This window comes from Cupriavidus sp. GW823-FHT07B10 (genome assembly GCF_058794355.1).
Genome location: NZ_JBXAGS010000002.1, coordinates 471,939 through 496,440, shown reverse-complemented (window position 1 = coordinate 496,440; position 24,502 = coordinate 471,939). Strand labels below are relative to the sequence as shown.

25 protein-coding genes are annotated in these 24,502 nt (G+C 66.9%); 12 read left to right on the top strand and 13 right to left on the bottom strand.

Annotated elements, in window-relative coordinates; genetic code table 11:
* Positions 1-6: 6 nt before the first annotated feature.
* Positions 7-1,077, bottom strand: a complete 1,071-nt coding sequence (locus AC1Q6V_RS07095) for an AI-2E family transporter (RefSeq protein ID WP_010815023.1) — start codon at positions 1,075-1,077, stop codon at positions 7-9.
* 194 nt (positions 1,078-1,271) lie between these two features.
* Here AC1Q6V_RS07095 and purM point away from each other — a divergent pair, with 194 nt between their 5' ends.
* The 5 genes from purM (at position 1,272) to AC1Q6V_RS07070 (ending at position 7,654) form a co-directional block, all read left to right on the top strand.
* Positions 1,272-2,324, top strand: coding sequence for a phosphoribosylformylglycinamidine cyclo-ligase (purM, locus tag AC1Q6V_RS07090; protein WP_454749655.1), 1,053 nt, complete (start codon positions 1,272-1,274; stop codon positions 2,322-2,324).
* A gap of 335 nt (positions 2,325-2,659) precedes the next feature.
* A complete protein-coding gene (locus tag AC1Q6V_RS07085) occupies positions 2,660-3,988 on the top strand; it encodes an MFS transporter (protein ID WP_010815021.1) in 1,329 nt (442 codons plus the stop codon).
* Positions 3,989-4,036: 48 nt separating this feature from the next.
* Positions 4,037-5,473 (top strand): dihydropyrimidinase, encoded by a 1,437-nt coding sequence (hydA, locus tag AC1Q6V_RS07080; protein ID WP_041687507.1) that lies wholly within the window; start codon positions 4,037-4,039, stop codon positions 5,471-5,473.
* A 37-nt stretch (positions 5,474-5,510) separates the two neighbouring features.
* The gene (locus AC1Q6V_RS07075; protein ID WP_058697799.1) at positions 5,511-6,905 is read left to right on the top strand and encodes an amidase; all 1,395 of its coding nucleotides are present in this window, start codon (positions 5,511-5,513) and stop codon (positions 6,903-6,905) included.
* A gap of 5 nt (positions 6,906-6,910) precedes the next feature.
* The gene (locus AC1Q6V_RS07070; RefSeq protein WP_114133729.1) at positions 6,911-7,654 is read left to right on the top strand and encodes an aspartate/glutamate racemase family protein; all 744 of its coding nucleotides are present in this window, start codon (positions 6,911-6,913) and stop codon (positions 7,652-7,654) included.
* A 28-nt stretch (positions 7,655-7,682) separates the two neighbouring features.
* Here AC1Q6V_RS07070 and AC1Q6V_RS07065 read toward each other — a convergent pair whose 3' ends face one another.
* The 4 genes from AC1Q6V_RS07065 to mutL all read right to left on the bottom strand — a co-directional run bounded on the left by AC1Q6V_RS07065 (position 7,683) and on the right by mutL (position 12,090).
* Positions 7,683-8,420 (bottom strand): GntR family transcriptional regulator, encoded by a 738-nt coding sequence (locus tag AC1Q6V_RS07065; protein WP_439668233.1) that lies wholly within the window; start codon positions 8,418-8,420, stop codon positions 7,683-7,685.
* Between the two features lie 103 nt (positions 8,421-8,523).
* Positions 8,524-9,024 (bottom strand): GNAT family N-acetyltransferase, encoded by a 501-nt coding sequence (locus AC1Q6V_RS07060; protein WP_058697798.1) that lies wholly within the window; start codon positions 9,022-9,024, stop codon positions 8,524-8,526.
* An 81-nt stretch (positions 9,025-9,105) separates the two neighbouring features.
* Positions 9,106-10,074: a tRNA (adenosine(37)-N6)-dimethylallyltransferase MiaA gene (miaA, locus tag AC1Q6V_RS07055; protein WP_439668232.1), complete on the bottom strand. Its 969-nt coding sequence runs from the start codon at positions 10,072-10,074 to the stop codon at positions 9,106-9,108.
* 33 nt (positions 10,075-10,107) lie between these two features.
* The gene (gene mutL / locus AC1Q6V_RS07050; protein WP_439668231.1) at positions 10,108-12,090 is read right to left on the bottom strand and encodes a DNA mismatch repair endonuclease MutL; all 1,983 of its coding nucleotides are present in this window, start codon (positions 12,088-12,090) and stop codon (positions 10,108-10,110) included.
* Between the two features lie 165 nt (positions 12,091-12,255).
* Here mutL and AC1Q6V_RS07045 point away from each other — a divergent pair, with 165 nt between their 5' ends.
* Positions 12,256-12,909, top strand: coding sequence for a VTT domain-containing protein (locus AC1Q6V_RS07045; protein ID WP_035821236.1), 654 nt, complete (start codon positions 12,256-12,258; stop codon positions 12,907-12,909).
* 54 nt (positions 12,910-12,963) lie between these two features.
* Here the strand turns inward: AC1Q6V_RS07045 and AC1Q6V_RS07040 are convergent, their stop codons facing one another.
* Both AC1Q6V_RS07040 and murJ read right to left on the bottom strand, forming a co-directional pair.
* Positions 12,964-13,812, bottom strand: a complete 849-nt coding sequence (locus AC1Q6V_RS07040) for a SirB1 family protein (protein WP_010815012.1) — start codon at positions 13,810-13,812, stop codon at positions 12,964-12,966.
* 96 nt (positions 13,813-13,908) lie between these two features.
* Positions 13,909-15,459, bottom strand: a complete 1,551-nt coding sequence (murJ, locus tag AC1Q6V_RS07035) for a murein biosynthesis integral membrane protein MurJ (protein ID WP_454749654.1) — start codon at positions 15,457-15,459, stop codon at positions 13,909-13,911.
* A gap of 328 nt (positions 15,460-15,787) precedes the next feature.
* Here murJ and rpsT point away from each other — a divergent pair, with 328 nt between their 5' ends.
* A complete protein-coding gene (rpsT, locus tag AC1Q6V_RS07030) occupies positions 15,788-16,054 on the top strand; it encodes a 30S ribosomal protein S20 (protein WP_010815010.1) in 267 nt (88 codons plus the stop codon).
* Positions 16,055-16,167: 113 nt separating this feature from the next.
* On the opposite strand, the gene AC1Q6V_RS07025 is transcribed toward rpsT, so the two are convergent.
* The gene (locus AC1Q6V_RS07025; RefSeq protein ID WP_010815009.1) at positions 16,168-16,467 is read right to left on the bottom strand and encodes a DUF3579 domain-containing protein; all 300 of its coding nucleotides are present in this window, start codon (positions 16,465-16,467) and stop codon (positions 16,168-16,170) included.
* A 438-nt stretch (positions 16,468-16,905) separates the two neighbouring features.
* Here AC1Q6V_RS07025 and argF point away from each other — a divergent pair, with 438 nt between their 5' ends.
* A complete protein-coding gene (argF, locus tag AC1Q6V_RS07020; protein ID WP_010815008.1) occupies positions 16,906-17,829 on the top strand; it encodes an ornithine carbamoyltransferase in 924 nt (307 codons plus the stop codon).
* A gap of 84 nt (positions 17,830-17,913) precedes the next feature.
* A complete protein-coding gene (gene ppnP, locus AC1Q6V_RS07015) occupies positions 17,914-18,225 on the top strand; it encodes a pyrimidine/purine nucleoside phosphorylase (RefSeq protein WP_010815007.1) in 312 nt (103 codons plus the stop codon).
* Positions 18,226-18,258: 33 nt separating this feature from the next.
* On the opposite strand, the gene murB is transcribed toward ppnP, so the two are convergent.
* On the bottom strand, positions 18,259-19,269 hold the full coding sequence (gene murB, locus AC1Q6V_RS07010; protein ID WP_439670978.1) for a UDP-N-acetylmuramate dehydrogenase: 1,011 nt from the start codon (positions 19,267-19,269) through the stop codon (positions 18,259-18,261).
* Between the two features lie 125 nt (positions 19,270-19,394).
* Here murB and AC1Q6V_RS07005 point away from each other — a divergent pair, with 125 nt between their 5' ends.
* Positions 19,395-19,880 (top strand): YajQ family cyclic di-GMP-binding protein, encoded by a 486-nt coding sequence (locus AC1Q6V_RS07005; RefSeq protein ID WP_010815005.1) that lies wholly within the window; start codon positions 19,395-19,397, stop codon positions 19,878-19,880.
* Between the two features lie 52 nt (positions 19,881-19,932).
* Here AC1Q6V_RS07005 and AC1Q6V_RS07000 read toward each other — a convergent pair whose 3' ends face one another.
* The 3 genes from AC1Q6V_RS07000 to AC1Q6V_RS06990 form a co-directional block, all read right to left on the bottom strand.
* Positions 19,933-20,391 carry a DUF192 domain-containing protein gene (locus AC1Q6V_RS07000; protein ID WP_010815004.1) on the bottom strand — a complete coding sequence of 153 codons (459 nt, stop codon included), beginning with the start codon at positions 20,389-20,391 and terminating at the stop codon, positions 19,933-19,935.
* A gap of 189 nt (positions 20,392-20,580) precedes the next feature.
* Positions 20,581-20,784 carry a hypothetical protein gene (locus AC1Q6V_RS06995; RefSeq protein ID WP_454749653.1) on the bottom strand — a complete coding sequence of 68 codons (204 nt, stop codon included), beginning with the start codon at positions 20,782-20,784 and terminating at the stop codon, positions 20,581-20,583.
* A 105-nt stretch (positions 20,785-20,889) separates the two neighbouring features.
* On the bottom strand, positions 20,890-21,552 hold the full coding sequence (locus AC1Q6V_RS06990; protein WP_010815002.1) for a pseudouridine synthase: 663 nt from the start codon (positions 21,550-21,552) through the stop codon (positions 20,890-20,892).
* A gap of 273 nt (positions 21,553-21,825) precedes the next feature.
* Between AC1Q6V_RS06990 and icd the strand changes: the two genes are divergently transcribed.
* Both icd and AC1Q6V_RS06980 read left to right on the top strand, forming a co-directional pair.
* Entirely contained in the window at positions 21,826-23,076 is a 1,251-nt protein-coding gene (gene icd, locus AC1Q6V_RS06985; RefSeq protein ID WP_010815001.1) for an NADP-dependent isocitrate dehydrogenase, read from the top strand.
* A gap of 148 nt (positions 23,077-23,224) precedes the next feature.
* Positions 23,225-23,686, top strand: coding sequence for a VOC family protein (locus AC1Q6V_RS06980; RefSeq protein WP_011615969.1), 462 nt, complete (start codon positions 23,225-23,227; stop codon positions 23,684-23,686).
* A 210-nt stretch (positions 23,687-23,896) separates the two neighbouring features.
* Here the strand turns inward: AC1Q6V_RS06980 and AC1Q6V_RS06975 are convergent, their stop codons facing one another.
* Positions 23,897-24,103, bottom strand: a complete 207-nt coding sequence (locus tag AC1Q6V_RS06975; protein ID WP_010814999.1) for a cold-shock protein — start codon at positions 24,101-24,103, stop codon at positions 23,897-23,899.
* Positions 24,104-24,502 lie beyond the last annotated feature (399 nt).

Below are 24,502 nucleotides of genomic sequence, written 5' to 3'. Positions count from 1 at the left end.
CAGCCGTTATTTTCGGTACAGGTCGCTGGCCAGGTAAACCCGCCGCAGCTGCCGCGCACCGACCAGCAGCACGGCACAGGTCGGCAGCGCCAGCAGCACGCCGAAGAAGCCGAACAGCTGGCCGAAGGCGAGCAGCGCGAAGATCACCACCAGCGGGTGCAGGCCGATGCGTTCGCCCACCAGGCGCGGGGTCAGGTAAAAGCTCTCGATAAACTGGCCGAAGCCGTAGACCACCGCCACCGCGGCCAGCCCGTACCAGTTGCCGAACTGCAGCAGCGCGGCCAGGATCGCCATGACCAGCCCGACACCAAAGCCAATATACGGGATAAACACCGCCAGTCCCGTGAAGACCCCGACCGGCACGCCGATATCGAAGCCGGCGATGGTCAGACCGATCGAGTAGATCGCCGCCAGGATCACCATCACCAGGATCTGGCCGCGCAGGTATTGCGACAGCAGCGCGTCGGTCTCGTTGGTCAGTTCGCGCACCTTGGGCACCCAGCGGCGCGGCACCACGCCCTCGATGCGGCGCATCACCATGTGCCAGTCCATCATCAGGTAGAACATGACGATGGGCACGATAAAGACGATGCCCGCCACCGTGATCAGCGCCGAGCCCGACATCTTGACGTAGTTCAGCAACACCACCAGCAGGTCTTCCGGGCTGGCCGAGAAGCGGTCCGACAGCATGTTGCGCAGGCCCGGGAAGTCAAAGCGGATGCGCACGCCGAACTCCGCCAGCCGGGGCGAGACCACGGAGTTGAGCTTCTTCAGCAGAATCGGCAACTGTTCGCGGATCTGCGGGATCTCGCGTTGCAGCACCGCGATTGCCAGCAGTACCAGCATCACGCAGATCACCGTCAGCAGCAGGATCATCAGCGTCACGCCGACTGCGCGCGGCACCCGGCGGCGCTGCAGCCAGTCCACGCCCGGGTTCAGGACATAGGCGAAGATGAACGCGAACAGGAACGGCGTCAGCACCGGCGCCAGCGCGATGATGGCGGCGAACAGCGCGACGGCCACGACGACCCAGAGCAGGATACGCTTGGCCTCTTGGTTCAACAGCGGGGCATTCATCAATAGTTGGGAAGGACGGGCGACTGCGCCGTTTGCGGCGGAATCTCGCCGGAAACTGGAAGCGGGGAGCCTCTATCCGTTAAAATTGCAATTCTACTGGACTCGCGCCCGCGTTCCGATGCCAAGCAACGGAAGCCGCGGTGGCCCGAGCGCCGGATTCCTCACTTTATTTCCTCCAGGACAAGCAGGTTCCCATGAGCGCATCCCCGACCGCCGGCCAGGCAGGCCTTTCCTACCGCGACGCCGGTGTTGATATTGATGCCGGCGACGCACTGGTCGACCGCATCAAGCCGTTTGCCAAGCGCACCATGCGCGAAGGCGTGATGGCGGGCATCGGCGGGTTCGGTGCGCTGTTCGAACTGTCGAAGAAGTTCCAGGAGCCGGTGCTGGTGTCGGGCACCGACGGCGTGGGCACCAAGCTCAAGCTTGCGTTCCAGCTCAACCGCCATGACACCGTCGGCCAGGACCTGGTCGCCATGAGCGTCAACGACATCCTGGTGCAGGGTGCCGAGCCGTTGTTCTTCCTCGACTACTTTGCCTGCGGCAAGCTGGATGTGGACACCGCCGCCACCGTGATCCAGGGCATCGCCCGCGGTTGCGAACTGGCCGGCTGCGCCCTGATCGGCGGCGAAACCGCCGAAATGCCCAGCATGTACCCGGACGGCGAATACGACCTGGCCGGCTTTGCCGTCGGTGCGGTCGAAAAGAAGAAGATCATCGACGGCAGCACCATCACCCCGGGCGACGTGGTGCTGGGCCTGGCTTCGTCGGGCGCGCACTCCAACGGTTACTCGCTGGTGCGCAAGATCATCGAAGTGGCCAGGCCGGACCTGAACGCCGACTTCCACGGCCAGCGCCTGCAGGACGCGATCATGGCGCCGACGCGCATCTACGTGAAGCCGCTGCTGTCGCTGATCGAAACCCTGCCGGTCAAGGGCATGGCCCATATCACCGGCGGCGGCCTGACCGAGAATGTGCCGCGCGTGCTGGCGCAGGACGTCACCGCCGTGCTCAAGCGCGATGCCTGGACGCTGCCGCCGCTGTTCCAGTGGCTGCAGGCGCAGGGCCGCGTGGCCGACGACGAAATGCACCGCGTGTTCAACTGCGGCATCGGCATGGTCGTGATCGTGGCCAAGGAAGACGTTGAACGCGCCATCCGCCACCTGCAAGCGGCCGGCGAGGCCGTGTGGCAGATCGGTGAGATCCGCGAACGCGCCGAGGGCGAGGCGCAGACCATCGTGGTCTGACGACACCGAAGCCTTCCGGCAAGAACGGCGCATGCCTTAGGGCATGCGCTTTTTTTTCGTCCTGCGTACGGCTCATAAGGGTTTACCCAAAGGCTCACACCGGCTTTGTGCCCTGCGCTGCCCGAGTCCCGTTTTCGTGCATCGCACCAAAATCCAGCATGCATCTGCACCAAGCCTGATAAACAATATTTTGCTTGATTGTATGGCGGTTTATCGCCTAATGTACTGAGCAAAGACGCAGCACACGTATGCCGCGTCCGGAGACAACGCCTCCGCGCGATGCCGGCAACCACTGGCGGCGCTGGGGGCAGGCCAGGACCATTGGAGGATCCACCATGCAAGCAGTCAGCATCGACGCAGCGGCAAAAGGCGCGTCGGCCCAGAAGCAGTCCGTCGCGCGCGTCGCGGGGGCCAGCCTCGCCGGCACCACGCTCGAGTTCTACGACCACTTCATCTACGGATCGGCCGCCGCGCTGGTCTTCCCCAAGCTGTTCTTCCCGCAGAGCGACCCGCTGACCGCGACGCTGCTGTCCTTTGCCAGCTACGGCGTTGCCTTCGTGGCGCGGCCGCTGGGCGCGGCGATCTTCGGCCACTTCGGCGACAAGATGGGGCGCAAGTCCATCCTGATCATTACGCTGCTGATGATGGGCCTGGCCACCTTCGGTATCGGCCTGCTGCCGACCTATGCCGCCGCGGGCGCGCTGGCGCCGGTGCTGCTGGTGCTGCTGCGCGTGGTGCAGGGCCTGGCGCTGGGCGGCGAATGGGGCGGGGCGGCGATCATGGTCAACGAGCTCGACCCTGAAGGGAAGAGGCGCGGCATCCTCGGCAGCCTGGTGCAGCTCGCCGCGCCGATCGGCCTGCTGCTTGCCAACGGCGTATTCGCGCTGGTGACCTGGCAGGTCTCGGAAGAAGCCTTCCTGAGCTGGGGCTGGCGCGTGCCGTTCCTGCTGTCGGCGCTGCTGGTGGGCGTTGGGCTCTACATCCGCTCCAACGTGCGTGAATCCGGCATGTTCGAGAAGCTGGAGGAATCCCACGCCGAAGCGCGCGCGCCGATCATGGAAGTGCTGCGCAACTACAAGAAGCAGCTGCTGATCGCCTTCGGCGCGCGGCTGGGCGGCGATATCGCCTTCTACGTGTTCACGCTGTTCCTGCTGTACTTCGTGCCGACCAAGCTGGGCCTGCCCAAGAGCATCGCGCTCAATGCCGTGCTGCTGGGTGCGGTGGCGCAGATCCTGTTCATCCCGGTGGCCGGTTACCTGGCCGACCGCATCGGGCGTCGCCCGGTGCTGATGATCGGCGGCATCGGCGGTGCGGTGTGGGCCTTTGTCTTCTTCACGCTGGTCAAGACCGGCAGCCCGGCTTTGATCATGCTGGCCTCGTTCGTCGGCATGGTGCTGGTGTCGTTCATGTTCTCGCCGCTGGCGTCGTTCCTGCCGGAGCTGTTCGCCACCCGGGTGCGCGTGACCGGTGCCTCGCTCGGCTTCCAGTTCGCCGGTGTGTTCGGCGGCGCGCTGGCCCCGCTGATCGCGGTGGGCCTGCTCGACCGCTTCGGCAGCACCGCGCCCGTTGCGCTGTACCTGGCGGCGGTGTGCGCGCTGATCGCAATCGCCGCGGCGGCCGCGCGGGAAACCAATCGCATGCACCTGTCCGACGCGGACCGCTGAATGCGGACCACGGTGAGCGGCAGTAACAATCTTCTCGTGAGCAGTATCGTGAAACAGTTCGACCTGATCATCCGCAACGGCACCGTCGTGACCGCCAGCGACACCATGCAGTGCGATATCGGCATCGCCGGCGGGCGCATCGTACAGCTCGGCCACGACCTGGGCGAGGCCGCGCAGACCATCGACGCCAGCGGCAAGCTGGTCTTGCCGGGCGGCGTCGATGCGCACTGCCACCTGGACCAGCCGATGCCGGACGGCCTCAGGATGGCTGACGACTTCGGCACCGGCTCGGTGTCGGCGGCCTGCGGCGGAACCACTACCGTGATCCCGTTCGCCGCGCAGGAGAAGGGCCATTCGCTGCGCGCCGCGGTGAACGACTACCACCAGCGCGCCGATGGCAAGGCTGTGGTCGACTACGCCTTCCACCTGATCGTGGCCGATCCTACCGAGGCGGTGCTGCAGGACGAACTGCCGGGGCTGATCCGCGAGGGCTATTCGTCGTTCAAGGTCTACATGACCTACGACGACCTCAAGCTGAACGACCGCGAGATCCTTGAGGTGCTGTCGGTGGCGCGCCAGGAGGGCGCGCTGGTGATGGTGCATGCCGAGAACTCGGACTGCATCGCCTGGCTGACCGAGAAGCTGGAAGCGGCGGGCAACACCGCGCCGAAGTTTCACGCGCTGGCCCGGCCGATGGCGATCGAGCGCGAGGCCACGCACCGCGCCATCACGTTCTCGGAGCTGGTCGACGTGCCGATCCTGATCGTCCATGTATCGGGCAAGGAAGCGGTGGAGCAGATCCGCTGGGCGCGCAACCGCGGTATGAAGATCTTTGCCGAGACCTGCCCGCAGTACCTGTTCCTGACTGCCGAAGACCTCGACCAGCCCGGCTACCACGGCGCCAAGTGCGTGTGCAGCCCGCCGCCGCGCGACCGCAGCAACCAGGAAGTGATCTGGGACGGCCTGGCCGACGGCCTCTTCACCATTTTCTCGTCCGACCATGCACCGTTCCGCTACGAAGACGCGCAGGGCAAGAAGCCTGGCGGCAAGGAAGTCCCGTTCCAGTACATCCCCAACGGCATCCCCGGCCTGGAAACGCGGCTGCCGCTGCTGTTCTCGGCTGGCGTGGTGGGCGGCCGCATCTCGGTCAACCAGTTCGTCGCGCTGACCTCGACCAACCCCGCCAAGCTCTACGGCCTGCATCCGCGCAAGGGCACCATTGCCATCGGCGCCGATGCCGACCTGGCGATCTGGGATCCGCAGCGTGAAGTGACGATCCGCAACGCCGACCTGCATCATGCTGTCGACTACACCCCGTATGAAGGCCTGCGCGTGACCGGCTGGCCGGTGACCACGCTGGTGCGCGGCAAGGTGGTGGCGCATGAGGGCGAGGTGCTGGCCGAGGCCGGCCACGGCCAGTTCCTGCCGTGCGGCCTGCCGGAGATGGCCAGGCCGCGCTATCGCACCTCGGGCGGCAGCCTGTGACGGCAGCCTTGCCAATGCTTTGACTGAAACGACTGACATGGAACTGACCAACCGCCTGGACGCCACCACTATCGCGGCCCGCGTCGCCGCGGGCCGCCTCGATCCCGCCGAGGTGGTCGCCGCCTTCCAGGCTCGCATCGCGGCGCGCAATGACCAGCTCAACGCCGTGTTCGAGCAGCGCCAGGAGCTGGTCGATGCCGACCTGGCGCAGCTGCGCGCGCGCCTGGCGCAGGGCGAGCGCCCGCTGCTGGCGGGCGTGCCGGTGATCGTCAAGGACGTGATCTGGAGCCAGGGCCGCCGCGTCACGCAGGGTTCGCAGCTGTATCGCGACTTCATTGCGCCCGCCGACGCGATCGCGGTCGAGCGCCTGCGCCAGGCCGGCGCGATCGTGCTCGGCATGGGCAATACCTCGGAGTTCGCCTGCAAGGGCCTGACCACCAACAAGGTCTACGGGCTGACGCGCCATCCGCTCGATGCCACGCTGACCGCGGGCGGCTCGTCTGGCGGCTGCGCGGTGGCGGTGGCGGCCGGCATGGCGCCGCTGGCGCTGGGCACCGACGGCGGCGGTTCCAGCCGGCGCCCGCCCGCGCATGCCGGCGTGGTCGGCTTCAAGCCTTCCTACGGTGCGATTCCCGATTCGGTCGGCTTTCCCCATGCCTTCAACGGCATCCAGGTGATTGCGCCGATCACGCGCACGGTGGCCGATGCCGAGCTGATGTTCGAGGCGTTGGCCGGCGCCGATCCGCGCGATCCCGATACGCTGGGCTTCTCGCTTGGCGCCGCGCGCCCGCTGCATACGCTGAAGATCGCGGTCAGCCCGCGCCTGGGCCTGGACACGCCGGTCGACGACGATGTCGCGCAGGCCTTCGAGCAGGCCGTGGCCCGGCTGCAGGCCGCGGGCCTGACCATCGAGCGTGCCGACCCGGCCTGGCCAAAGGGCGCCGACGAGGCCGCGCTGATGCCGCTGCAGCATGTCGGCCTGGCCAATCTCTACGGCGAGGCCTGGCGCCGCGACCCGGAGCTGTTCGATCCCGACGTGGCGCGCCAGATCGAGCGCGGGCTGGCCTGGAGCGGCGCCGACGTGGCGCGCGCGCGCGAAGCCAGCCACCAGATCGCGCTGGCCGTGGCCGGGTTCTTTACCCGCTATGACCTGCTGCTGTGCCCGACCACCCCGTGCGTGGCGTGGCGCAACGACCGGCTCGGGCCGGAGCGGATCGGCGGCGTGGCGGTGGAGCCGCGCGCCCATGCGGTGTTCACGCCCTTCTTCAATCATGCGCTGGCGCCGGCCATTTCGGTGCCCTGCGGCCATGGCCGCGACGGGCTGCCGGCGGGCCTGCAGATCGCCGGCCCGCGCGGTGCCGACCGCAACGTGCTGGCCGCGGCCAGGCTGGCCGAAAGCGTGCTGGCGCCGCTGCTCAACCCTGCCGGATAACCGTCATGCGAATCCTTGTCCTGAATCCCAATACCAGCGAAGGCATCACCGCGCGGCTGATGGCGGCGGCCACCGAGGCCGCGGCCCCCGGCACCGAGCTGGTGCCGCTGACCGCCAGCCGCGGCGTGCCCTATATCGCCACGCGCGCCGAGGCGCAGATCGGCGGCGCCATCGCGCTGGAGATGCTGGCCGAGCACCATGGCCAGTTCGACGCGGCCATCATCGCGGCCTTCGGCGACCCCGGCCTGATGGGCGCGCGCGAACTGTTCGACCTGCCGGTGGTGGGCATGGCCGAGGCGGCGATGCTGTCGGCCTGCATGCTGGGCCGGCGCTTTGCCATCGTGACCTTTGCGCGGGCGCTGGGGCCCTGGTATGAGGAGTGCGTGGACATGCATGGCCTGCGCGGCCGGCTGGCCGGCATCCGCATGCTGGACGGCAGCTTTGCCTCGGTGTCGGACGTCCAGGAAGAGAAGGAAGCCGTGCTGGTGGAACTGGCCAACCGCGCCGTGGCGGAGGATGAAGCCGATGTGGTGATCCTGGCCGGCGCGCCGCTGGCCGGCCTGGCCGCGCGCGTGCGCGACCGCATTCCGGTGCCGGTGGTCGACCAGATGGCCGCCGCCGTCAAGCAGGCCGAGGCGCTGGTCGCGCTGCAGCCGCGCAAGGCCACCGCGGGCACGTTCCGCCGCCCGGATGCCAAGCCCACGCTGGGTTTGCCCGCGGCGCTGGCAGCGCGCATCGAGCACCGCTAAGCCACTTCGCCGCCGATGACGCCGCGGCTCAGACCGCGGCGAACACCGCTTCGAGATCGACCTTTTCCTCGGCCGGCGCCTGCAGCCGCAGCGTGCTCTCGACATGGCCGAGGTGCTCGGACATCAGCCGCGCGGCGCGCTCGCCGTCGCCGGCTTCCAGTGCATCGACGATGTCGTCGTGTTCATGGTGCGGGCAGGACGGCACGCCCGGTGCGTCATAGAGCGCGATGATCAGGCAGGTCAGCGAGCACAGCTCGCGCATGTACTTGCCCAGGTACTGGTTGCCGGTCATTTCCGCCAGCTTGCAGTGGAACTCGCCCGACAGCCGGATGATGGCGCGGCGGTCGTTGCTGTCGCGCGCCTGCGCTTCCTGGCGCGTGGTTTCGCGCAGCGCGCGCACCCCCGGCGCGCCAATGGCGCCGGCCAGGTCGCGCACCAGCGCGGGTTCCAGCAGGTGGCGTGAATGCAGCACCTGGCGCGCTTCGGCCACGCTCGGGCTGGAGACGAAGGTGCCGCGGTTGGGATGGACCGTCAGCACGCCTTCATGCGCCAGCTTGGCAAAGGCCAGCCGTACCTTGGTGCGGCTCACGCCGAACACGCCGCCCAGCTTTTCCTCGACCAGCTTGGTACCCGGCGGCAGCCGGTGCTCCCAGATCGCGGTCAGGATGCGGTCGGCGATTGCCTCGACCGACGCGCCGCGCGCGCTGTCCGTGTCGGTCTCATTGATACCGTCGGTGGCGGGCAGGTCGGCTTTGGTTTGTGGCATGGCGGTTGGCGTTGGCGGCCCGGAAAAAAAGACAGTCGGTGTCGCTATTGTATGGCGGCTTGCTATCAAGTGTATAACAGCGGCGTCGGACCGGTTGCCGTTCTTACCTCGCGCCGAGCTTGTCCAGCGCCTCGCCGGTCACGCGGCAGATGCGCCAGTCGGGCAGCACGTCCGCACCCATGGCCTGGTAGAAGTCGATCGACGGCTGGTTCCAGTCCAGCACCGACCATTCGAAGCGGCCACAGCCGCGCTCGACCGCCAGCGCCGCGAGGTGCTTGAGCAGCGCCTTGCCCAGGCCGTGGCCGCGCCAGGCCGGATCGACATAGAGGTCTTCCAGGTACAGGCCGGGCCTGGCCAGGAAGGTTGAGAAATTGTGGAAGAAGAGGGCAAAGCCGACGGCTTGCCGGCCGCCATCGGTGTCGACTTCGACCAGCACCGCTTCGGCATGCGGCGTGGCGCCGAACAGTGCATCCTGGATCTTCTGCGGCGTGGCTTCGACAATATGCGTCAGCTTCTCGTATTCGGCCAGCGCCAGGATCAGGTTGAACAGCGTCTCGCTGTCGGCGGCGGTGGCGGGGCGGAGCGTGAAGGCGGGCTTGGACATGCTGGGTCGGCTCTCCGGAAAACAGGAATTCGGAATTATCGCCTGTGCGTCACTTGCCATGCCAGCTTGCATGCAACCGGGTCAGTGCCCGAAGTCCGCCAGCTTGCGCACCTGGTCGACATACCCGGGCGCCAGGCAATCCACCACCAGCCGCTCGGGCGTGCTGCGCAGCCAGGTCAGCTGGCGCTTGCACAGCTGGCGCGTGGCGGCGATGCCGCGCTCGCGCATGGTGGCAAAGTCTGCGTCGCCGTCCAGGTACTCCCATACCTGCCGGTAGCCGACGCAGCGGATCGACGGCAAGCCCGGATGCAGGTCGCCGCGCCGGCGCAGCCGCTCGACTTCCTCGATAAAGCCGTTGGCCAGCATCGCGTCATAACGCTGAGCGATGCGCGCGTGCAGCGCCAGGCGGTCCGATGGCTCCAGCGCAATCACGCGGAAGCGCTGGTCCGCCGCGCCGGCAAAGGTGCGCCCCTCGGCCTGGCGCGCCAGCAGTGCCGACATCGGCTGGCCGGACAGGCGGTGGATCTCCAGCGCGCGCTGGATGCGCTGCGCGTCATTGGGCGCGAGCCGCGCCGCGGTGACCGGGTCGACCTCGGCCAGCATCGCATGCAGCGCCGGCCAGCCGCGCTCGGCGGCAAGCTGGTCCAGCTCCGCGCGCAGCGCGGCATCGGCCTGGGGCAGGTCATTGAGCCCCTGCGTCAGTGCCTTGTAGTAGAGCATGGTGCCGCCGACGATCAGCGGCACATGGCCGCGCGCGCGGATCTGTGCGATCAGCCGTTCGGCATCGGTGACGAACTGCGCCGCGGAGTAGCTGTCGGCCGGGTCGATGATGTCGATCAGGTGGTGCGGCGCGGCTGCAAGTTCTTCGCGCGTGGGCTTGGCGGTGCCGATATCCATCTCGCGGTACACCAGCGCCGAATCCAGGCTGATGATCTCCACCGGCGCGTCGGCCGCCAGCGCCAGCGCGGCCGCGGTCTTGCCCGAGGCGGTGGGGCCGAGCAGGCAGACCACGGGCGGATGCGTGGCGGAATCGTGGGGTACGGCGGACATCGAAAGCCTTGGATGAATCGTGGGGCGAGCGGCTTATTGCCCGCGCAGGAACAGCCGGTCCAGCTCGGTCACGGTCAGTTGCACCCAGGTCGGGCGGCCGTGGTTGCACTGGTCGGCGCGCTCGGTCTGCTCCATCTGGCGCAAGAGCGCATTCATTTCCTCGAGCGTGAGCTTGCGGTTGGCGCGCACCGCACTGTGGCAGGCGAGGGTGGCCAGCAGTTCGTTGCGGCGCTCGGCCAGCACGCGCGAGCCGCCGTAGGCATGCAGGTCGCGCAACACATCGCGCGCCAGCGCTTCGGCATCGGCCTGCTGCAGCAGCGCCGGCACCGCTCGCACCGCGAGAGTGGTGGGCGACACCGGGGCGATATCGAAGCCCAGCAGCGTCAGTGTCTCCTGGTGTTCTTCGGCCACGCCGATCTCGACCGGGCTGCCGGGCAGCGTGACCGGGATCAGCAGCGGCTGCACCGCGAGGTCGCGCGCGTCCAGGCCGGCCTTGATCTGCTCATACAGGATGCGTTCGTGCGCAGCATGCATATCCACCAGCACCAGCCCGCGCGCGTTCTGCGCCAGCACATAGATGCCATGCAGCTGGGCGATGGCGTAGCCGAGCGGGTGGTCGTCGGGGGCGTCGGCAGGATCGGCAAAGCCGGCGCGCGCGGCCGGCGGCAGGCGGTCCAGCAGGCCGGGCGGGTCGTCGGCGCGTGCCGCCTGCGCGTCGGCCAGCCAGGCCGGCGCTTGCGCCGGGGTGCCGGGCATGGCGCCATACGGCCGCGCTGCCGGTGCGGCGGCATCGCGCACCATGCCCAGGTAGGCCTGGCGTGGCTGGGCGATGCCGAGTTCGGTCTGGCGTGCCGCGGAATAATTGATCCACTGGCCGCCGCCACCACTGCCGCCGCCATAGCCCGGCCGTGCGCCGCCCGCCGGTGTCGCGCCGCCAGACGGCAGGGTGATCTCGCCGTCGGCATCGGTATGCAGGCTGTCGCCGTTCCCGCCGGCCTGCCGCGCCAGGCAACGCTGCACCGCGTGGTAGACGAACTGGTGCACGGCGCGCGATTCACGGAAGCGCACTTCGATCTTCGACGGGTGCACGTTGACGTCGACCATCTCCGGCGGCAGGTCCAGGCACAGCACATAGGACGGGAAGCGGTCGCCGTGCAGCACGTCCTGGTAGGCGCTGCGCACCGCGTGATTGAGCAGCTTGTCGCGCACGAAGCGGCCGTTGACAAAGAAGTACTGCTGGTCCGGCCGCCCGCGCGAGGCGGTGGGCAGCCCGGCAAAGCCATACAGGTGCAGCGTGTCGGCCTCTTCGTCCAGTGGCAGGCGGGCGCGGGCAAAGTCATTGCCCAGCACCTGCGCGGTACGGGTGGCGACGTCGCCGGCATTCCAGTGCTCCAGCGGCTTGCCGTTGTGGTGGACCGAGATGGTCACGTCGGGCCGCGCCAGCGCCACGCGCCGCACCATCTCCAGGCAGTGCCCCAGCTCGGTTTGCTCCGATTTGAGGAACTTTCGGCGCGCTGGCGTGTTGAAGTAGAGGTGCTGCACGTCGACGGTGGTGCCGACCCCGCCCGAGGCAGGCTGCACCGTGCCGGTATCGGCGCTGACCTGGGTGGCATGGGCATCGGCCGCGGTGCGGCTGGTCAGGGCCAGCTGGGACACCGAGGCGATCGAGGCCAGGGCCTCGCCGCGGAAGCCCAGCGTCAGCACTGATTCCAGTTCGTCGAGCGACGCAATCTTGCTGGTGGCGTGGCGCATCAGCGCGACCGGCAACTCTGCCGCAGGGATGCCGCAGCCGTTGTCCGTGATGACGATGCGCCGCACGCCGCCTTCTTCCAGCCGGATGCCGAGCTGCGTGGCGCCGGCGTCGAGCGCGTTTTCCAGCAGCTCCTTGACCACCGAGGCCGGTCGTTCCACCACTTCGCCGGCGGCGATCTGGCTGATGAGCTGGTCCGGCAGCGGCCGGATCGGGCGCGGCTGCTGGGTGGTGCGCAGGGCGGTGCTGGAGGCGGAGGCAGGCATCCGGCGATTATACGTGGACGCCCGCACGGAGTCGGACGCGCAAAGGCGCCGCAGGTGACGGATTGGCGCGGCGGCTCTTGTATGATTCAGGCCAAGGCGGCCCAGGCCGCATCGGACAGAACGCAGTCAACCAAACCATCAACGGGGAACGACTTGGATCTCGCTTTGCAGCTCATCGACATGCTGGTGCATGTCGACAAATACCTCGGCACGGTCATCGACCAGTACGGCCACTGGGTCTATGCCATCCTGTTCCTGATCGTCTTTGCCGAAACCGGTCTGGTGGTCCTGCCGTTCCTGCCGGGCGACTCGCTGCTGTTTATCGCGGGCGCCTTCTGCGCAACCGGCGCCATGAACGAGTGGGCACTGATCGGCCTGCTGCTGGTGGCGGCGATTTCCGGCAATACCGTCAACTACCTGGTGGGCAGCTGGATCGGGCCCAAGGTGTTCGACCATCAGTGGCGCTTCCTGGACCAGGATGCGCTGCGCCGCACCCATGACTTCTATGAGCGGCACGGCGGCAAGACGCTGGTGATGGCGCGCTTCGTGCCGATCGTGCGCACCTTCGCCCCGTTCGTGGCGGGCGTGTCGCAGATGACCTTTGCGCGCTTCCAGATGTTCAACGTGGTCGGCGCCGTGGCCTGGGTGGTCGGCCTGGTCTTTGCCGGCTACTTCTTCGGCAACCTGCCGTTCATCCGCCAGTACCTGAACCTGATCGTGCTGGCCGGCATTGGCGCGGCCGTGGTGCCGCTGGTTCTGGGCGGGCTGTGGAAGCTGGTGCGCGGCAACCGCCGCCGGCCCACGCGCGTGGAGCGCTGAGCAAGTGAGGGGCCGCGCAGCCTTCGCGCCCTTTTTTCACTATGAAGCGGGTTCTTAGTTGAGGCTGCGGCTCATCATCCGCAGCGCCGGCATGCGCTCGCGGATCTGGCCGATATCGGCCGCATCGGGCCGGGCGAGCACATAGGCTTCCAGGTCGGCCAGCGCGGGGCGGAAGCACTCCAGGTTGGCGTACGCCAGCCCCCGGTCGCGCACTTCCTCGATCGAACCCGGCAGCAGGATCACCAGCCGGTTCTGCACCGCCAGCAGCCTCTGCCAGCGCGACTCCTGCAGGTAGATCGCCTTCAGGTTGCGCAGCATGCGTGCGACGATCTCGCGGTGGCTGGCCGCGCGCAGGAACAGGCCCAGCGGCACCTGGCTGGCATCGCTGATGCCTTCGCGCTCCAGGTACGGGTCCAGCATTTCCTGCAGCCGTTCCTTCGACAGGGTCTCGCCGGTGAGCGGGTCCAGGATCACCTCGCCGGCAGGAATCGTCATGCGCAGCAGGAAATGGTTGGGGAACGACACGCCCTTGAGCGGCAGGCCGATCTGCTGGCCCAGCTCCATGAACAGCACCGCAAGCGAGATCGGGATGCCGCGCCGCTGGCGCAGCACCACGTTCAGGTAGGAGTTGTCGGGGTCGTAGTAGTCGTTCGCGTTCGGGCCGAAACCCAGGTCGCGATAGAAGAAATGGTTCAGCAGGCGCAGCCGCTGGATCGCGGGGGTGCCTTCGGCGATCCGGCGCTTCAGGCGCAGCGCCAGCACGTCCAGCGCCGCAAGCTCGGACTGCAGGTCCAGGTCGGGGTAGGCGTCCTGCGCGATGGACAGCGCGGTTTCGGTCAGCGGGATGCCGTTTTCGTCAGCCACGAGGCTGGCGAAATAATCCAGGACTTTGGTGGATGTCATGTCGGTTTCCCGGTGCAGCCGCCGGCACCGCGCGCAGCGTGGGTCACCATTGCCGGCTCGTTAGGTGGCCCATGCGTTGGCAGATTCGCTGGCCCATCAGCCGGCGCGGCGCCTGAAGGCAGAGTAGCGCAGTCCCATGAGCCACAGTGTACCGAAGTAGACCACCGCTGCAAGTACCAGGCACGAAGCCAGCAGCGCGATGCGCAGCAGCGGCGTCGCGCCCAGCCCGATCCAGTCGAAGTTGCGCGCGAACCAGAGCAGCATGCCGGACAGCAGCAGCACCGAGGCGCACAGCTGCGCCAGGAACAGCCACCAGCCCGGCGCCGGCCGGTACAGGCCGCGCCGGCGCAGGCCGAAGAACAGCAGCAGCGCGTTGATGGTGGCGCCGGCGCTGATCGACAGCGCCAGCCCGGCATGGCCGATCCACGGCACGAACGCATAGTTGCAGGCCTGCGTGATCACCAGCACCAGCAGTGCGATCTTCACCGGCGTGCGGATATCCTGGCGCGCATAGAAGCCGGGCGCCAGGATCTTGATCGAAATCAGCCCCATCAGGCCGACGCCGTACGAGACCAGCGCCTGGCGCGTCATCTCGACCGCGTGGGCGTCGAACTTGCCATAGTTGAACAGCACGGCGGTCAGCGGCGCGCCGAACACGAACAGCCCCACCGCGCAGGGCACCGCCAGCAGGAAGGTCAGGCGCAGGCCCCAGTCGAGCAGGCTCGAGTACTCGGCATGGTCGCCCGAGGCGTTGGCCTTGGACAGGCTCGGCAGCAGGATGGTCCCCAGCGCCACGCCCAGCAGCGCGGTCGGGAATTCCATCAGCCGGTCGGCATAGGTCAGGTAAGAGACGCTGCCCGCGGCCAGCCGCGAGGCGATATTGGTATTGATGATCTGGCTGATCTGCGCCACCGACACGGCCAGCAGCGCCGGCCCCATCTGCCGCAGGATGCGGCGCACGCCGGGATCGGACCACGCCCCGCGCAGGTTGAAGCTCAGCCGCGGCATCACGCCCAGGCGCCGCAGCGCCGGCACCTGGATCGCCAGCTGCAGCACGCCGCCGACCAGCACGCCCCACGCCTGCGCGTAGATCGGCTGGTCCATGTGCGGGCCGACGAACAGGGCCGCGATGATCAGGCACAGGTTGAGCAGCACCGGCGTGAAGGCCGGCACCGCGAACTTGCGCCAGGTATTGAGGATGCCGGACGCCAGCGCCACCAGCGAGATCAGGCCGATATACGGGAACATCACCCGCGTCATGAACACGGCCGCGGTATAGGTCTCGCTTTGCCCGCGGAAGCCGGTGGCGACCGCGGTCATCACCAGCGGTGCCCCGATCACGCCAAGCAGGGACACGCCCATCAGCACCCAGGTCATGACCGTGGCGACGGCGTCGATCAGTGTCTTGGTCGGCTCGTCGCCGCGCTTGGTGTGGTATTCGCCCAGGATCGGCACGAAGGCCTGCGAGAACGCGCCTTCGCCGAAAATGCGGCGCAGCAGGTTGGGAATGCGGAAGGCCACGTTGAACGCGTCGGTCATCTCCGACGCGCCGAAGGCGCGGGCGATCAGGATCTCGCGCACGAGGCCGGTGATGCGCGAGAGCATCGTCAGGCTGCTGATGGTGGCGAGCGCTTTGAGCAGGTTCAAGGTGCGGGTCGGTGCGGGACGGTGGATCGGTGCGGGCGCACCGCATGCCGGGGACGCCACTGAGACGCGGTCCGGGCGATAAAGTTGCCGGCGCGCCACGTGCCCCGGCACAATGTGGCGCTTATTATACGGACCGGCCCGGCGCCCGCCCGGGCCTGAGCTGGCAAAGTGTCCGCCGTGTTGCTTTGTGCGCCGGCATCTGTGTATAATTGCCGATTCACAAGGACAGTTGCGTTCCGGATTCGTGTGTCAGTGCATCCCGGGTCGCTCGATATGACTTAATTGTTGTGTCCCCCGCGGCACGCATCTGAATTCAGGATATTTTTACATGGCAAATTCCGCACAAGCTCGCAAGCGCGCCCGCCAGGCCGTTGCCCAGAACGCTCACAACTCCAGCCTGCGTTCGCGTCTGCGCACCGCCGTCAAGGCCGTCCGCAAGGCCATCGACGCTGGCGACAAGGCCGCTGCCGCCGAGATCTTCAAGAACTCGCAAGCCGTGATCGACAGCATTGCCGACAAGAAGATCGTGCACAAGAACAAGGCTGCACGTCACAAGTCGCGCCTGTCGGCCGCCATCAAGTCGATGGCTGCCTGATCGCTGCCCGGGCCGCCCCGGCGGTCCAGCAGAGGAGGGTGCCCAGGCATCCGCCAACAAAAAAGCTCGTCATCCGACGAGCTTTTTTGCTTTCCGGCGCCAGGCCGGCACGCTTATTCCAGCGAACAGGCTTCAACCAGTTGCAGGTTGTTGTCGCGCGCAAAGTTAAGCACGAAATCCAGCGCCTTGGGTTCAATGTCGCGCAGCCGCACGTCCACCACCACGCATTTGACATTGCCGGCGAAGATCGGCCGCACGTAGGGGGAGTAGGTCAGGCGCGGGTCGCCGCTGTCGCCCTCGGGGCGGAACTGCGCCATCACGCCGCACAGCCGTTCGGCCCAGTCGCTCGGGCGGAAGGTCTTGCCTTCCTTGGTAATGCCTTGGATAAAGAATTCGCGAACGTTGGGGTTCATGAGGCTGGACACTGCGGGTGAGGCGGACGACTCGACGGTAAACCCGCTGGACGGGCGCCCGTTTGACGCGGCCGGGGCGCGTTTGGTTCGCGCTGGTTCCAGCCGGAAGGCGGGGCGTCGGTGTCTTGCGGGGGCACTTTTGATGCCGGCGGCGGGCAGCGGCATGGGTATGCCGGGCCCCGCGTGAATCAGCGGGTATTATATCTTATATAAGAGTTGCGCATAAGGGCGAAATCCTGTCGGCAACCTGTCAGCGGGCCCGGGCAAGTGCAGGGCGCAAGTCCGTGCCGGGTTGTCCCGGACTCGCCAAAGCAGAAAAAATCCCTTATGATTCTTGCAGTTAAATTGCGTATGCGACGCGAAAGGCGGCTCCGCGGCGCGCTTGAGTCATGAACACTTCGTGACGGCGCGTCCCCACCGAGCCGCCTTCTTTGTTTTATGAGCTCAACCCCGATCAAGCATTACCTCCAGTTCAGCGACTTCACTCCCGACGAGTATGAGTACCTGCTGGATCGCGCGCGGATCCTGAAGGCCAAGTTCAAGAACTACGAGACCTGGCACCCGCTGCACGACCGCACGCTGGCCATGATCTTCGAGAAGAATTCCACGCGTACGCGCCTGTCGTTCGAAGCCGGCATCCACCAGCTGGGCGGCCACGCGGTGTTCCTGAACACGCGCGACTCGCAGCTGGGCCGCGGCGAGCCGATCGAGGATGCGGCGCAGGTGATCTCGCGCATGGTCGACATCATCATGATCCGCACCTTCGGCCAGGACATCATCGAGCGCTTTGCCGCGCATTCGCGCGTGCCGGTGATCAACGGCCTGACCAACGAATACCACCCGTGCCAGGTGCTGGCCGACGTCTTCACCTACATCGAGCAGCGCGGCAGTATCCGCGGCAAGACCGTGGCGTGGATCGGCGATGCCAACAACATGGCCTACACCTGGATCCAGGCCGCCGAGCGGCTCGGCTTTACCTTCCATTTCTCGGCGCCGCCGGGCTACCAGCTTGATCCGGCGATGGTGCCGGCGTCGGCAGCCGGCCTGGTCAAGGTCTTCGACGATCCGCTAACGGCCTGCCAGGGCGCCAGCCTGGTCACCACCGATGTCTGGACCAGCATGGGCTTCGAGGCCGAGAACGACGCCCGCAAGCGCGCCTTCAAGGACTGGATGGTCACGACCCCGATGATGGACCGCGCCGCGCCCGACGCGCTCTTCATGCACTGCCTGCCGGCGCACCGCGGCGAGGAAGTCGAGGCCGCCGTGATCGACGGTCCCAAGAGCGTGGTCTGGGAAGAGGCCGAGAACCGCCTGCACGTGCAGAAGGCGCTGATGGAATACCTGCTCTGCGGCCGCTACTGAACCAGCGCGGCGCGGGGTGAACAGGGAGGGGCCGCGATGGCCCCTCTTTTTACGTCTTTCGTACAGAAACCCAAGGAGATGGAAGTGAGCCAGTTCGACAACGTGTCGGTCGTCAAGAAAGCCAACCTGTACTTTGACGGCAAGTGCGTCAGCCACACCGTGCTGTTCCCGGACGGCACCCGCAAGACGCTGGGCGTGATCTTCCCGGCCGCGCTGACCTTCAACACCGGCGCGCCCGAGATCATGGAAATCAACGCCGGCACCTGCCGCGTGCGCCTGGCCGGTTCGGAAGACTGGCAGACCTATGGCGCGGGCCAGCAGTTCAGCGTGCCGGGCAACAGCAGCTTCGATATCGAGGTGCAGGAAACGCTGGACTACGTCTGCCACTTCGCGTGACCGGCGCGGCGGGCCGGTCCTGGCCCACCTGCTTTACAGCACTACCGGCTCCGGTTCGATGCGCACGCCAAAGCGCGCCTGCACCGCATCGGCGATGCGGTTGGCCAGTGCCAGCAGCATCGCGCCGGTGCCGCCGCCGTGGTGCACCAGCACCAGCGCCTGCTTGCCGTAGACGCCCACCGGGCCATCGGTCATGCCCTTGAAGCCGCAGCGGTCGATCAGCCAGCCGGCTGCCAGCTTGTACGAGCCGTCCGGCTGCGCATAACTGACCAGGTCCGGGTTGGCCTGCAGCAGCGCGTCGCGCTGCGCCGCGCTGACCAGCGGATTCTTGAAGAAGCTGCCCGCATTGCCCAGCTGTGCCGGGTCGGGCAGCTTGCGCGAACGGATCGCGACCACGGCGTCGCGAATCGTGGCCGCATCGGGCGCAGCCCGGCCATCGAGTTCGCGCGCCAGCTCCCCGTACGACAGCACCGGTTGCCACGCCTTGGGCAGGCTCAGCGTCACCGCCGTGATGATGTAGCGGCCGGCGCCGGCGTGCTTGAACAGGCTGTCGCGGTAGCCGAAGCCGCAGGCCCGCAGGTCCAGCCACACGAATGCGCCGGTGTGGCGGTCATAGGCGCGCACGCCTTCGAAGCGCTCGCGCAGCTCCACCCCGTAGGCGCCGATATTCTGGATCGGCGCCGCGCCCGCGGTGCCGGGGATCAGCGCCAGGTTTTCCAGGCCGGGCATGCCGTCGGCGATGGTGCGGTTGACCAGCGCGTTCCAGTTCTCGCCGGCGCCGGCGGTGACCAGCCAGGCATCGCCAGTCTCCTCCGGCTGGTAGCTGGGGATTTCCATCAGCAGCACCAGCGCGTGCAGGTCGCCGGTCAGTACCACATTGCTGCCGCCGCCCAGGACCACCAGGGGCAGGCCGTCGGCACGCGGGTCGGCCAGGGCCGCGGTCAGGTCGGCTTCGCTGCGCACATGCACCGCAAAGCGCGCGCGCGCGTCGAATCCGAATGTATTGTGGCGACGCAGGGGATAGAATTCGTGGAAATCTGCCATGCAAGGGAAAGGTGACGCGGCCGCCGCTGGAGGGCAAGCGACCCGGAACTGCGAGGTAGGCTGGATTATACGGAAGGCGCCGTGCGCGGCCGGCTTCCGGGCATACGGATCACAAGGAGAATGCAATGCCGTCGTTTGATGTAGTGTGCGAAGCGAACATGGTTGAGGTGAAGAACGCCGTCGAGCAGGCCAACAAGGAAATCTCGACGCGCTTCGATTTCAAGGGCTCGGACGCCCGGGTCGAGCACAAGGAAAATGAACTGACTGCCTTTGCCGACGATGATTTCAAGCTGAGCCAGGTCAAGGATGTGCTGATCAACAAGATGGCCAAGCGCAACGTTGACGTGCGCTTCCTGGACTACGGCAAGATCGACAAGATCAGCGGCGACAAGGTCAAGCAGGTGATCTCGATCAAGAAGGGAGTGACCGGCGACCTGTCCAAGAAGATCGTGCGCATCATCAAGGACAGCAAGATCAAGGTGCAGGCCAGCATCCAGGGCGATGCGGTGCGTGTGTCGGGCGCCAAGCGCGACGACCTGCAAAGCGTGATGGCGATGCTGCGCAAGGACGTGTCCGAGGCGCCGCTGGACTTCAACAACTTCCGCGACTGATTCCTGCCTCCCGCGCCGGCGCTCCTGCCGGCGCCGCCTGGCGCTGCCGCACTCAGCGAGGCTGCGGCAGTCCGCCGATTTTCGCGCCGGCCTTGATGCCTTTCTGCGCGAACCATCCCCTGTTCATTTCCAGCGCATAGCGGATCGCCGCCTTCGGGCAATGATTGCTCTCCGTGCGCGGCGCCATGTCCTCGATATTGACGATGGTGCCGTCATCGGCCAGGAAGGCGATCGACAGCGGCAGCTCGGTGTTGCGCATCCAGAAGCAGTGGCCCGCCTTCTGCTCGAACACGAACAGCATGCCGGCGTTGGGGGCCATGGTCGTGCGGTACATCAGCCCCTGCTCGCGTGCCGCCGGCGTGGCGGCAACCTCGGCCTGGATTGCAAACATGCCTGCGGTGAGCGGCACCACCGGCAGCGCGGCCTGCGCGTGCGCGATCCCGGCGCTCAGCGCGAGCAGGCCGGCAATCGAGGAGCATCGTGACAACAGCGTGTTGGACAGGAAGGACATGGTGTTCAGTCTGAAATGGCGCGGGCAGCGGCAGCCGCAAGCATAGCGCACGCGCAGTGTACCGATGTGCGGCGGGCCGTACGTCGTGCATCACGAGCTGTCGCGGCAACAAAAAAGGCAGGCGCCTGGCGGCAGCCTGCCTTCTCTTTCCTGCCTCGCGAGCGCACGGGGCAGGAAGGGCGCCAGCGATTACTGGGCAGCCGGGGCCGAAGCGGCGGGGGTAGCCTTCTTCTTGCTGTGCTTCTTGCTGGTGGCCTTCTTCTTGGTCGTGGTCTTCGGGGCTTCCTTGGTGGCCGCGGGCGCTGCAGCGTCGGCGGCAGCAGGTGCCGAAGCCTGGGCGAAGGCGCCGGTGGCGAACAGGCCAACAACCAGAGCAGCGATCAGTTTTTTCATGACGTATTACCTCGAAGGATGAGAACAGTCGGAAAGTTTGACGCGTGATAGGACGTGTCCCCGACAAGAACGAGGCCGCTGCCGCCAGCGTTGACCCGCGACTTGTTAGTTTTTGTAACGAGAACGCCGCTTGGTGTCGTTCGCCTGTCTGGTCTTCGAGACATGGGATCGAGGTGCCGGCTCCTGGCGCATGCGCGGTGCTGCCGGTGCCAGTCCCAGTTGCGCCGGCAACACCTCGCAGCAGGCCCCGGGCGCGAGGCCGAGCGCGCGCAGGTCGAGCGGGCCGATCCCGACGCGCACCAGCCGCAATGTGGGAAAGCCGACCGCGGCGGTCATGCGGCGCACCTGCCGGTTCTTGCCCTCGCGGATCTTCAGCTCCAGCCACGCGGTCGGGATCGCCGCGCGAAAGCGCACCGGCGGCTGGCGCGGCCACAGCCAGTCGGGCGCGTCGATGGCGCGTACCCTGGCGGGCTGGGTCACGAAGTCGCCGAGGTCTACCCCGGCGCGCAGCCGGGCCAGCGCGGCGGCATCGGGAATGCCTTCGACCTGGGCCAGGTAAGTCTTCTCCAGCTTGTGGCGCGGGTCGGCGATGCGCGCCTGCAGCGCGCCGTCGTCGGTCAGCAGCAGCAGGCCCTCGCTGTCGGCATCGAGCCGCCCGGCCGGGTAGACGCCGGGCACGCTCACGCACGCGGCCAGCGTCGGGCGCGTCGGGTGTTCCGAGAACTGGCTCATGGTGCCAAACGGCTTGTTCAGGGCAATCAGGGTCATGGGGCGCAAGTATGCCGCAGCGGCGCGCCGGGCCGGGAAATCGGCGGATCTGGGGTCCGGCCCGATTGGCGGATGATGAAAAATTGCTGCATAATACGAAATTAGTCTTGTGTCTTATATAAGACTGAAGGCAGCCCAGGATGGCGCCAGGGTGATGCAATGCAGCACGGGCGCGCAGCAAGGCCCGCTACAATGCCACAGCGCCATCTCCCCGAATCTCGCCGACCGGCCATGAACCGGCGGCAGTCACAACCGTTCCGTACTGGAGACGTCATGTACCAACATATCAAGGTTCCGGCCGGCGAAAAGATCACGGTCAACCAGGACTTTTCGCTGAATGTCCCGGACAATCCGATCATTCCTTACATCGAAGGCGACGGTACGGGCCTCGATATCACCCCGGTGATGATCAAGGTGGTCGACGCGGCTGTGGCCAAGGCCTATGGCGGCAAGCGCAAGATCGCCTGGATGGAGATCTACGCCGGCGAGAAGTCCACCAAGGTCTACGGCCCGGACGTGTGGCTGCCGGACGAAACCCTGGAGGTGCTCAAGGATTACGTGGTCTCGATCAAGGGTCCGCTGACCACGCCGGTGGGCGGCGGCATCCGCTCGCTGAACGTGGCACTGCGCCAGCAGCTGGACCTGTACGTCTGCCTGCGCCCGGTGCGCTACTTCAAGGGCGTGCCCTCGCCGGTGCGTGAGCCGGAAAAGACCGACATGGTGATCTTCCGCGAGAACTCGGAAGACATCTACGCCGGCATCGAATGGGCGGCGGAAAGCGAGCAGGCGAAGAAGCTCATCAAGTTCCTGCAGGACGAGATGGGCGTGAAGAAGATCCGCTTCCCGGCGACCTCGGGCATCGGCATCAAGCCGGTCTCGCGCGAGGGCACCGAGCGTCTGGTGCGCAAGGCGATCCAGTACGCCATCGACAACGACAAGCCGTCGGTGACGCTGGTGCACAAGGGCAACATCATGAAGTTCACCGAAGGTGGCTTCCGTGACTGGGGCTACGAGCTGGCGCAAAAGGAATTCGGCGCCGAGCTGGTCGACGGCGGCCCGTGGTGCAAGTTCAAGAACCCGAAGACCGGCAAGGACATCGTGATCAAGGACGCCATTGCCGACGCCTTCCTGCAGCAGATCCTGCTGCGTCCGGCCGAATACTCGGTGATCGCCACGCTGAACCTGAACGGCGACTATGTCTCCGACGCGCTGGCCGCACAGGTCGGCGGCATCGGCATCGCCCCGGGCGCCAATATGTCTGACTCGGTTGCCATGTTCGAGGCCACCCACGGCACCGCGCCGAAGTACGCCGGCAAGGACTACGTCAACCCGGGCTCGGAAATCCTGTCGGCCGAAATGATGCTGCGTCACATGGGCTGGACCGAAGCCGCGGACCTGATCATCTCGTCGATGGAGCAGTCGATCCTGTCCAAGAAGGTGACGTATGACTTCGCCCGCCTGCTGGAAGGCGCGACGCAGGTGTCGTGCTCGGGCTTTGGCCAGGTGATGATCGACAATATGTAAGCACGGACTCCCGCTGCGGCGGGCGACCTGCCAAGGAAAACCCCGGTGCCGTCTGGTCGGCGCCGGGGTTTTTTCTTGCCCCGGGCGCCACTGTTGCCTAGAACGTCAGGGGTTGGACTGACGGGCCTGGCGGCCCGAGGAGACAGGCATGGACGATCCCTTCCGCCGCACCGCGTTCGGTGCGGCCCTCTTCTACAAGGACCCGCTGGCGGCCCTGGACTGGCTGGAGCGCGCCTTCGGCTTTGAGCGGGTCATGGTGATCCGCGACCAGCAGGACCAGCTGGTGCATTCTGAAATGCGTTTCGGCGACAGCTACCTGATGGTGGGCAGCGAGTGGGCGGACTTTACCGCCAGCCCGGCCTCGATCGGGGGCAAGAATACCCAGACCCTGCACGTGCACCTGCGGGAAGGGCTGGACCAGCATTGCGAGCGCGCCCGCGCCGCCGGCGCCGTGATCCTGCGCGAGCCGCAGGACGAGTTCTACGGCGACCGGACCTACACGGCCCGGGACGCGGAGGGCCATGTCTGGACCTTCGGCCAGACTGTGCGCAAGGTCACCAGGGAAGAAGCCGAGCAGGCCAGCGGGCTCAAGATCGACGGCTGGGCCTGATGGCCCGACCCCGGGGCCCAAGCAGAAAGCCCGGCGCGAGGCCGGGCTTTCGGTCGGATGTGGTGCGTGCAGCTGATCCGCGCCGGCACCCGCCGCACCGCCGTGGCGGCAACGCGGGGCGCTGGCATCGATCCCGTCCCGGGGGAGCTCCCCCCACACCCTGGTTGACCGCTCCGCGGCTCTGCGGCCGGGATGCGGTCGCGGCGCGCTTTAGCTGGCGTCCTGGATATTGGTGGCTTGCTTGCCCTTGGGGCCCTGGACCACCTCGAACGAGACGCGTTGACCTTCCTTCAGCGTCTTGAAGCCGGACATCTGGATAGCCGAAAAGTGCGCAAACAGTTCTTCTTCGCCCTCGTCCGGCTTGATGAACCCGAAGCCCTTGGCGTCATTGAACCATTTGACGATACCGCTTGCCATATACTCCCCCACGAAATAGCAGATTTCAAAGCGGGGAAGCCTTGCCGGCCAGACGGCACGGACTGCGGCGCCATGACCTGCCGCGTCCTGAGGCGCGGCCGGCGATGACGCGCGGCGAGGTGCAATCGCGTGGCGGACAGTCTCGATGCTGACTCGCCGCCGCGGCGGCCGTGGCCTCCCTGCTCACGGATCACCTGTCTCGGCTGTTGCTTTGGCTCGTTGGCCGTCGGCAGGTGTGCGAACGATTCTTCTGGCAAAGCAGGATACTGTCAAGTTGGCGGATTCCCCACTGCCAGCAGGGTGTGGCGGGAATGGGACGGCACCTGGTGGTACCTTGGCGGCATGCGCCAGGGCTGCCGTGCTTGCTGTCCCGCCCGCGCCGGCCACGTGCCTTGCAAT

Excerpts from the sequence above, each read along its gene's own strand:
- AC1Q6V_RS07095 (WP_010815023.1), bottom strand. The coding sequence starts at position 1,077 with ATGAATGCCCCGCTGTTGAACCAAGAGGCCAAGCGTATCCTGCTCTGG.
- purM (WP_454749655.1), top strand. The coding sequence starts at position 1,272 with ATGAGCGCATCCCCGACCGCCGGCCAGGCAGGCCTTTCCTACCGCGAC.
- AC1Q6V_RS07085 (WP_010815021.1), top strand. The coding sequence starts at position 2,660 with ATGCAAGCAGTCAGCATCGACGCAGCGGCAAAAGGCGCGTCGGCCCAG.
- AC1Q6V_RS07075 (WP_058697799.1), top strand. The coding sequence starts at position 5,511 with ATGGAACTGACCAACCGCCTGGACGCCACCACTATCGCGGCCCGCGTC.
- AC1Q6V_RS07070 (WP_114133729.1), top strand. The coding sequence starts at position 6,911 with ATGCGAATCCTTGTCCTGAATCCCAATACCAGCGAAGGCATCACCGCG.
- AC1Q6V_RS07065 (WP_439668233.1), bottom strand. The coding sequence starts at position 8,420 with ATGCCACAAACCAAAGCCGACCTGCCCGCCACCGACGGTATCAATGAG.
- AC1Q6V_RS07060 (WP_058697798.1), bottom strand. The coding sequence starts at position 9,024 with ATGTCCAAGCCCGCCTTCACGCTCCGCCCCGCCACCGCCGCCGACAGC.
- miaA (WP_439668232.1), bottom strand. The coding sequence starts at position 10,074 with ATGTCCGCCGTACCCCACGATTCCGCCACGCATCCGCCCGTGGTCTGC.
- mutL (WP_439668231.1), bottom strand. The coding sequence starts at position 12,090 with ATGCCTGCCTCCGCCTCCAGCACCGCCCTGCGCACCACCCAGCAGCCG.
- AC1Q6V_RS07040 (WP_010815012.1), bottom strand. The coding sequence starts at position 13,812 with ATGACATCCACCAAAGTCCTGGATTATTTCGCCAGCCTCGTGGCTGAC.
- rpsT (WP_010815010.1), top strand. The coding sequence starts at position 15,788 with ATGGCAAATTCCGCACAAGCTCGCAAGCGCGCCCGCCAGGCCGTTGCC.
- AC1Q6V_RS07025 (WP_010815009.1), bottom strand. The coding sequence starts at position 16,467 with ATGAACCCCAACGTTCGCGAATTCTTTATCCAAGGCATTACCAAGGAA.
- argF (WP_010815008.1), top strand. The coding sequence starts at position 16,906 with ATGAGCTCAACCCCGATCAAGCATTACCTCCAGTTCAGCGACTTCACT.
- murB (WP_439670978.1), bottom strand. The coding sequence starts at position 19,269 with ATGGCAGATTTCCACGAATTCTATCCCCTGCGTCGCCACAATACATTC.
- AC1Q6V_RS07005 (WP_010815005.1), top strand. The coding sequence starts at position 19,395 with ATGCCGTCGTTTGATGTAGTGTGCGAAGCGAACATGGTTGAGGTGAAG.
- AC1Q6V_RS07000 (WP_010815004.1), bottom strand. The coding sequence starts at position 20,391 with ATGTCCTTCCTGTCCAACACGCTGTTGTCACGATGCTCCTCGATTGCC.
- AC1Q6V_RS06995 (WP_454749653.1), bottom strand. The coding sequence starts at position 20,784 with ATGAAAAAACTGATCGCTGCTCTGGTTGTTGGCCTGTTCGCCACCGGC.
- AC1Q6V_RS06990 (WP_010815002.1), bottom strand. The coding sequence starts at position 21,552 with ATGACCCTGATTGCCCTGAACAAGCCGTTTGGCACCATGAGCCAGTTC.
- icd (WP_010815001.1), top strand. The coding sequence starts at position 21,826 with ATGTACCAACATATCAAGGTTCCGGCCGGCGAAAAGATCACGGTCAAC.
- AC1Q6V_RS06980 (WP_011615969.1), top strand. The coding sequence starts at position 23,225 with ATGGACGATCCCTTCCGCCGCACCGCGTTCGGTGCGGCCCTCTTCTAC.
- AC1Q6V_RS06975 (WP_010814999.1), bottom strand. The coding sequence starts at position 24,103 with ATGGCAAGCGGTATCGTCAAATGGTTCAATGACGCCAAGGGCTTCGGG.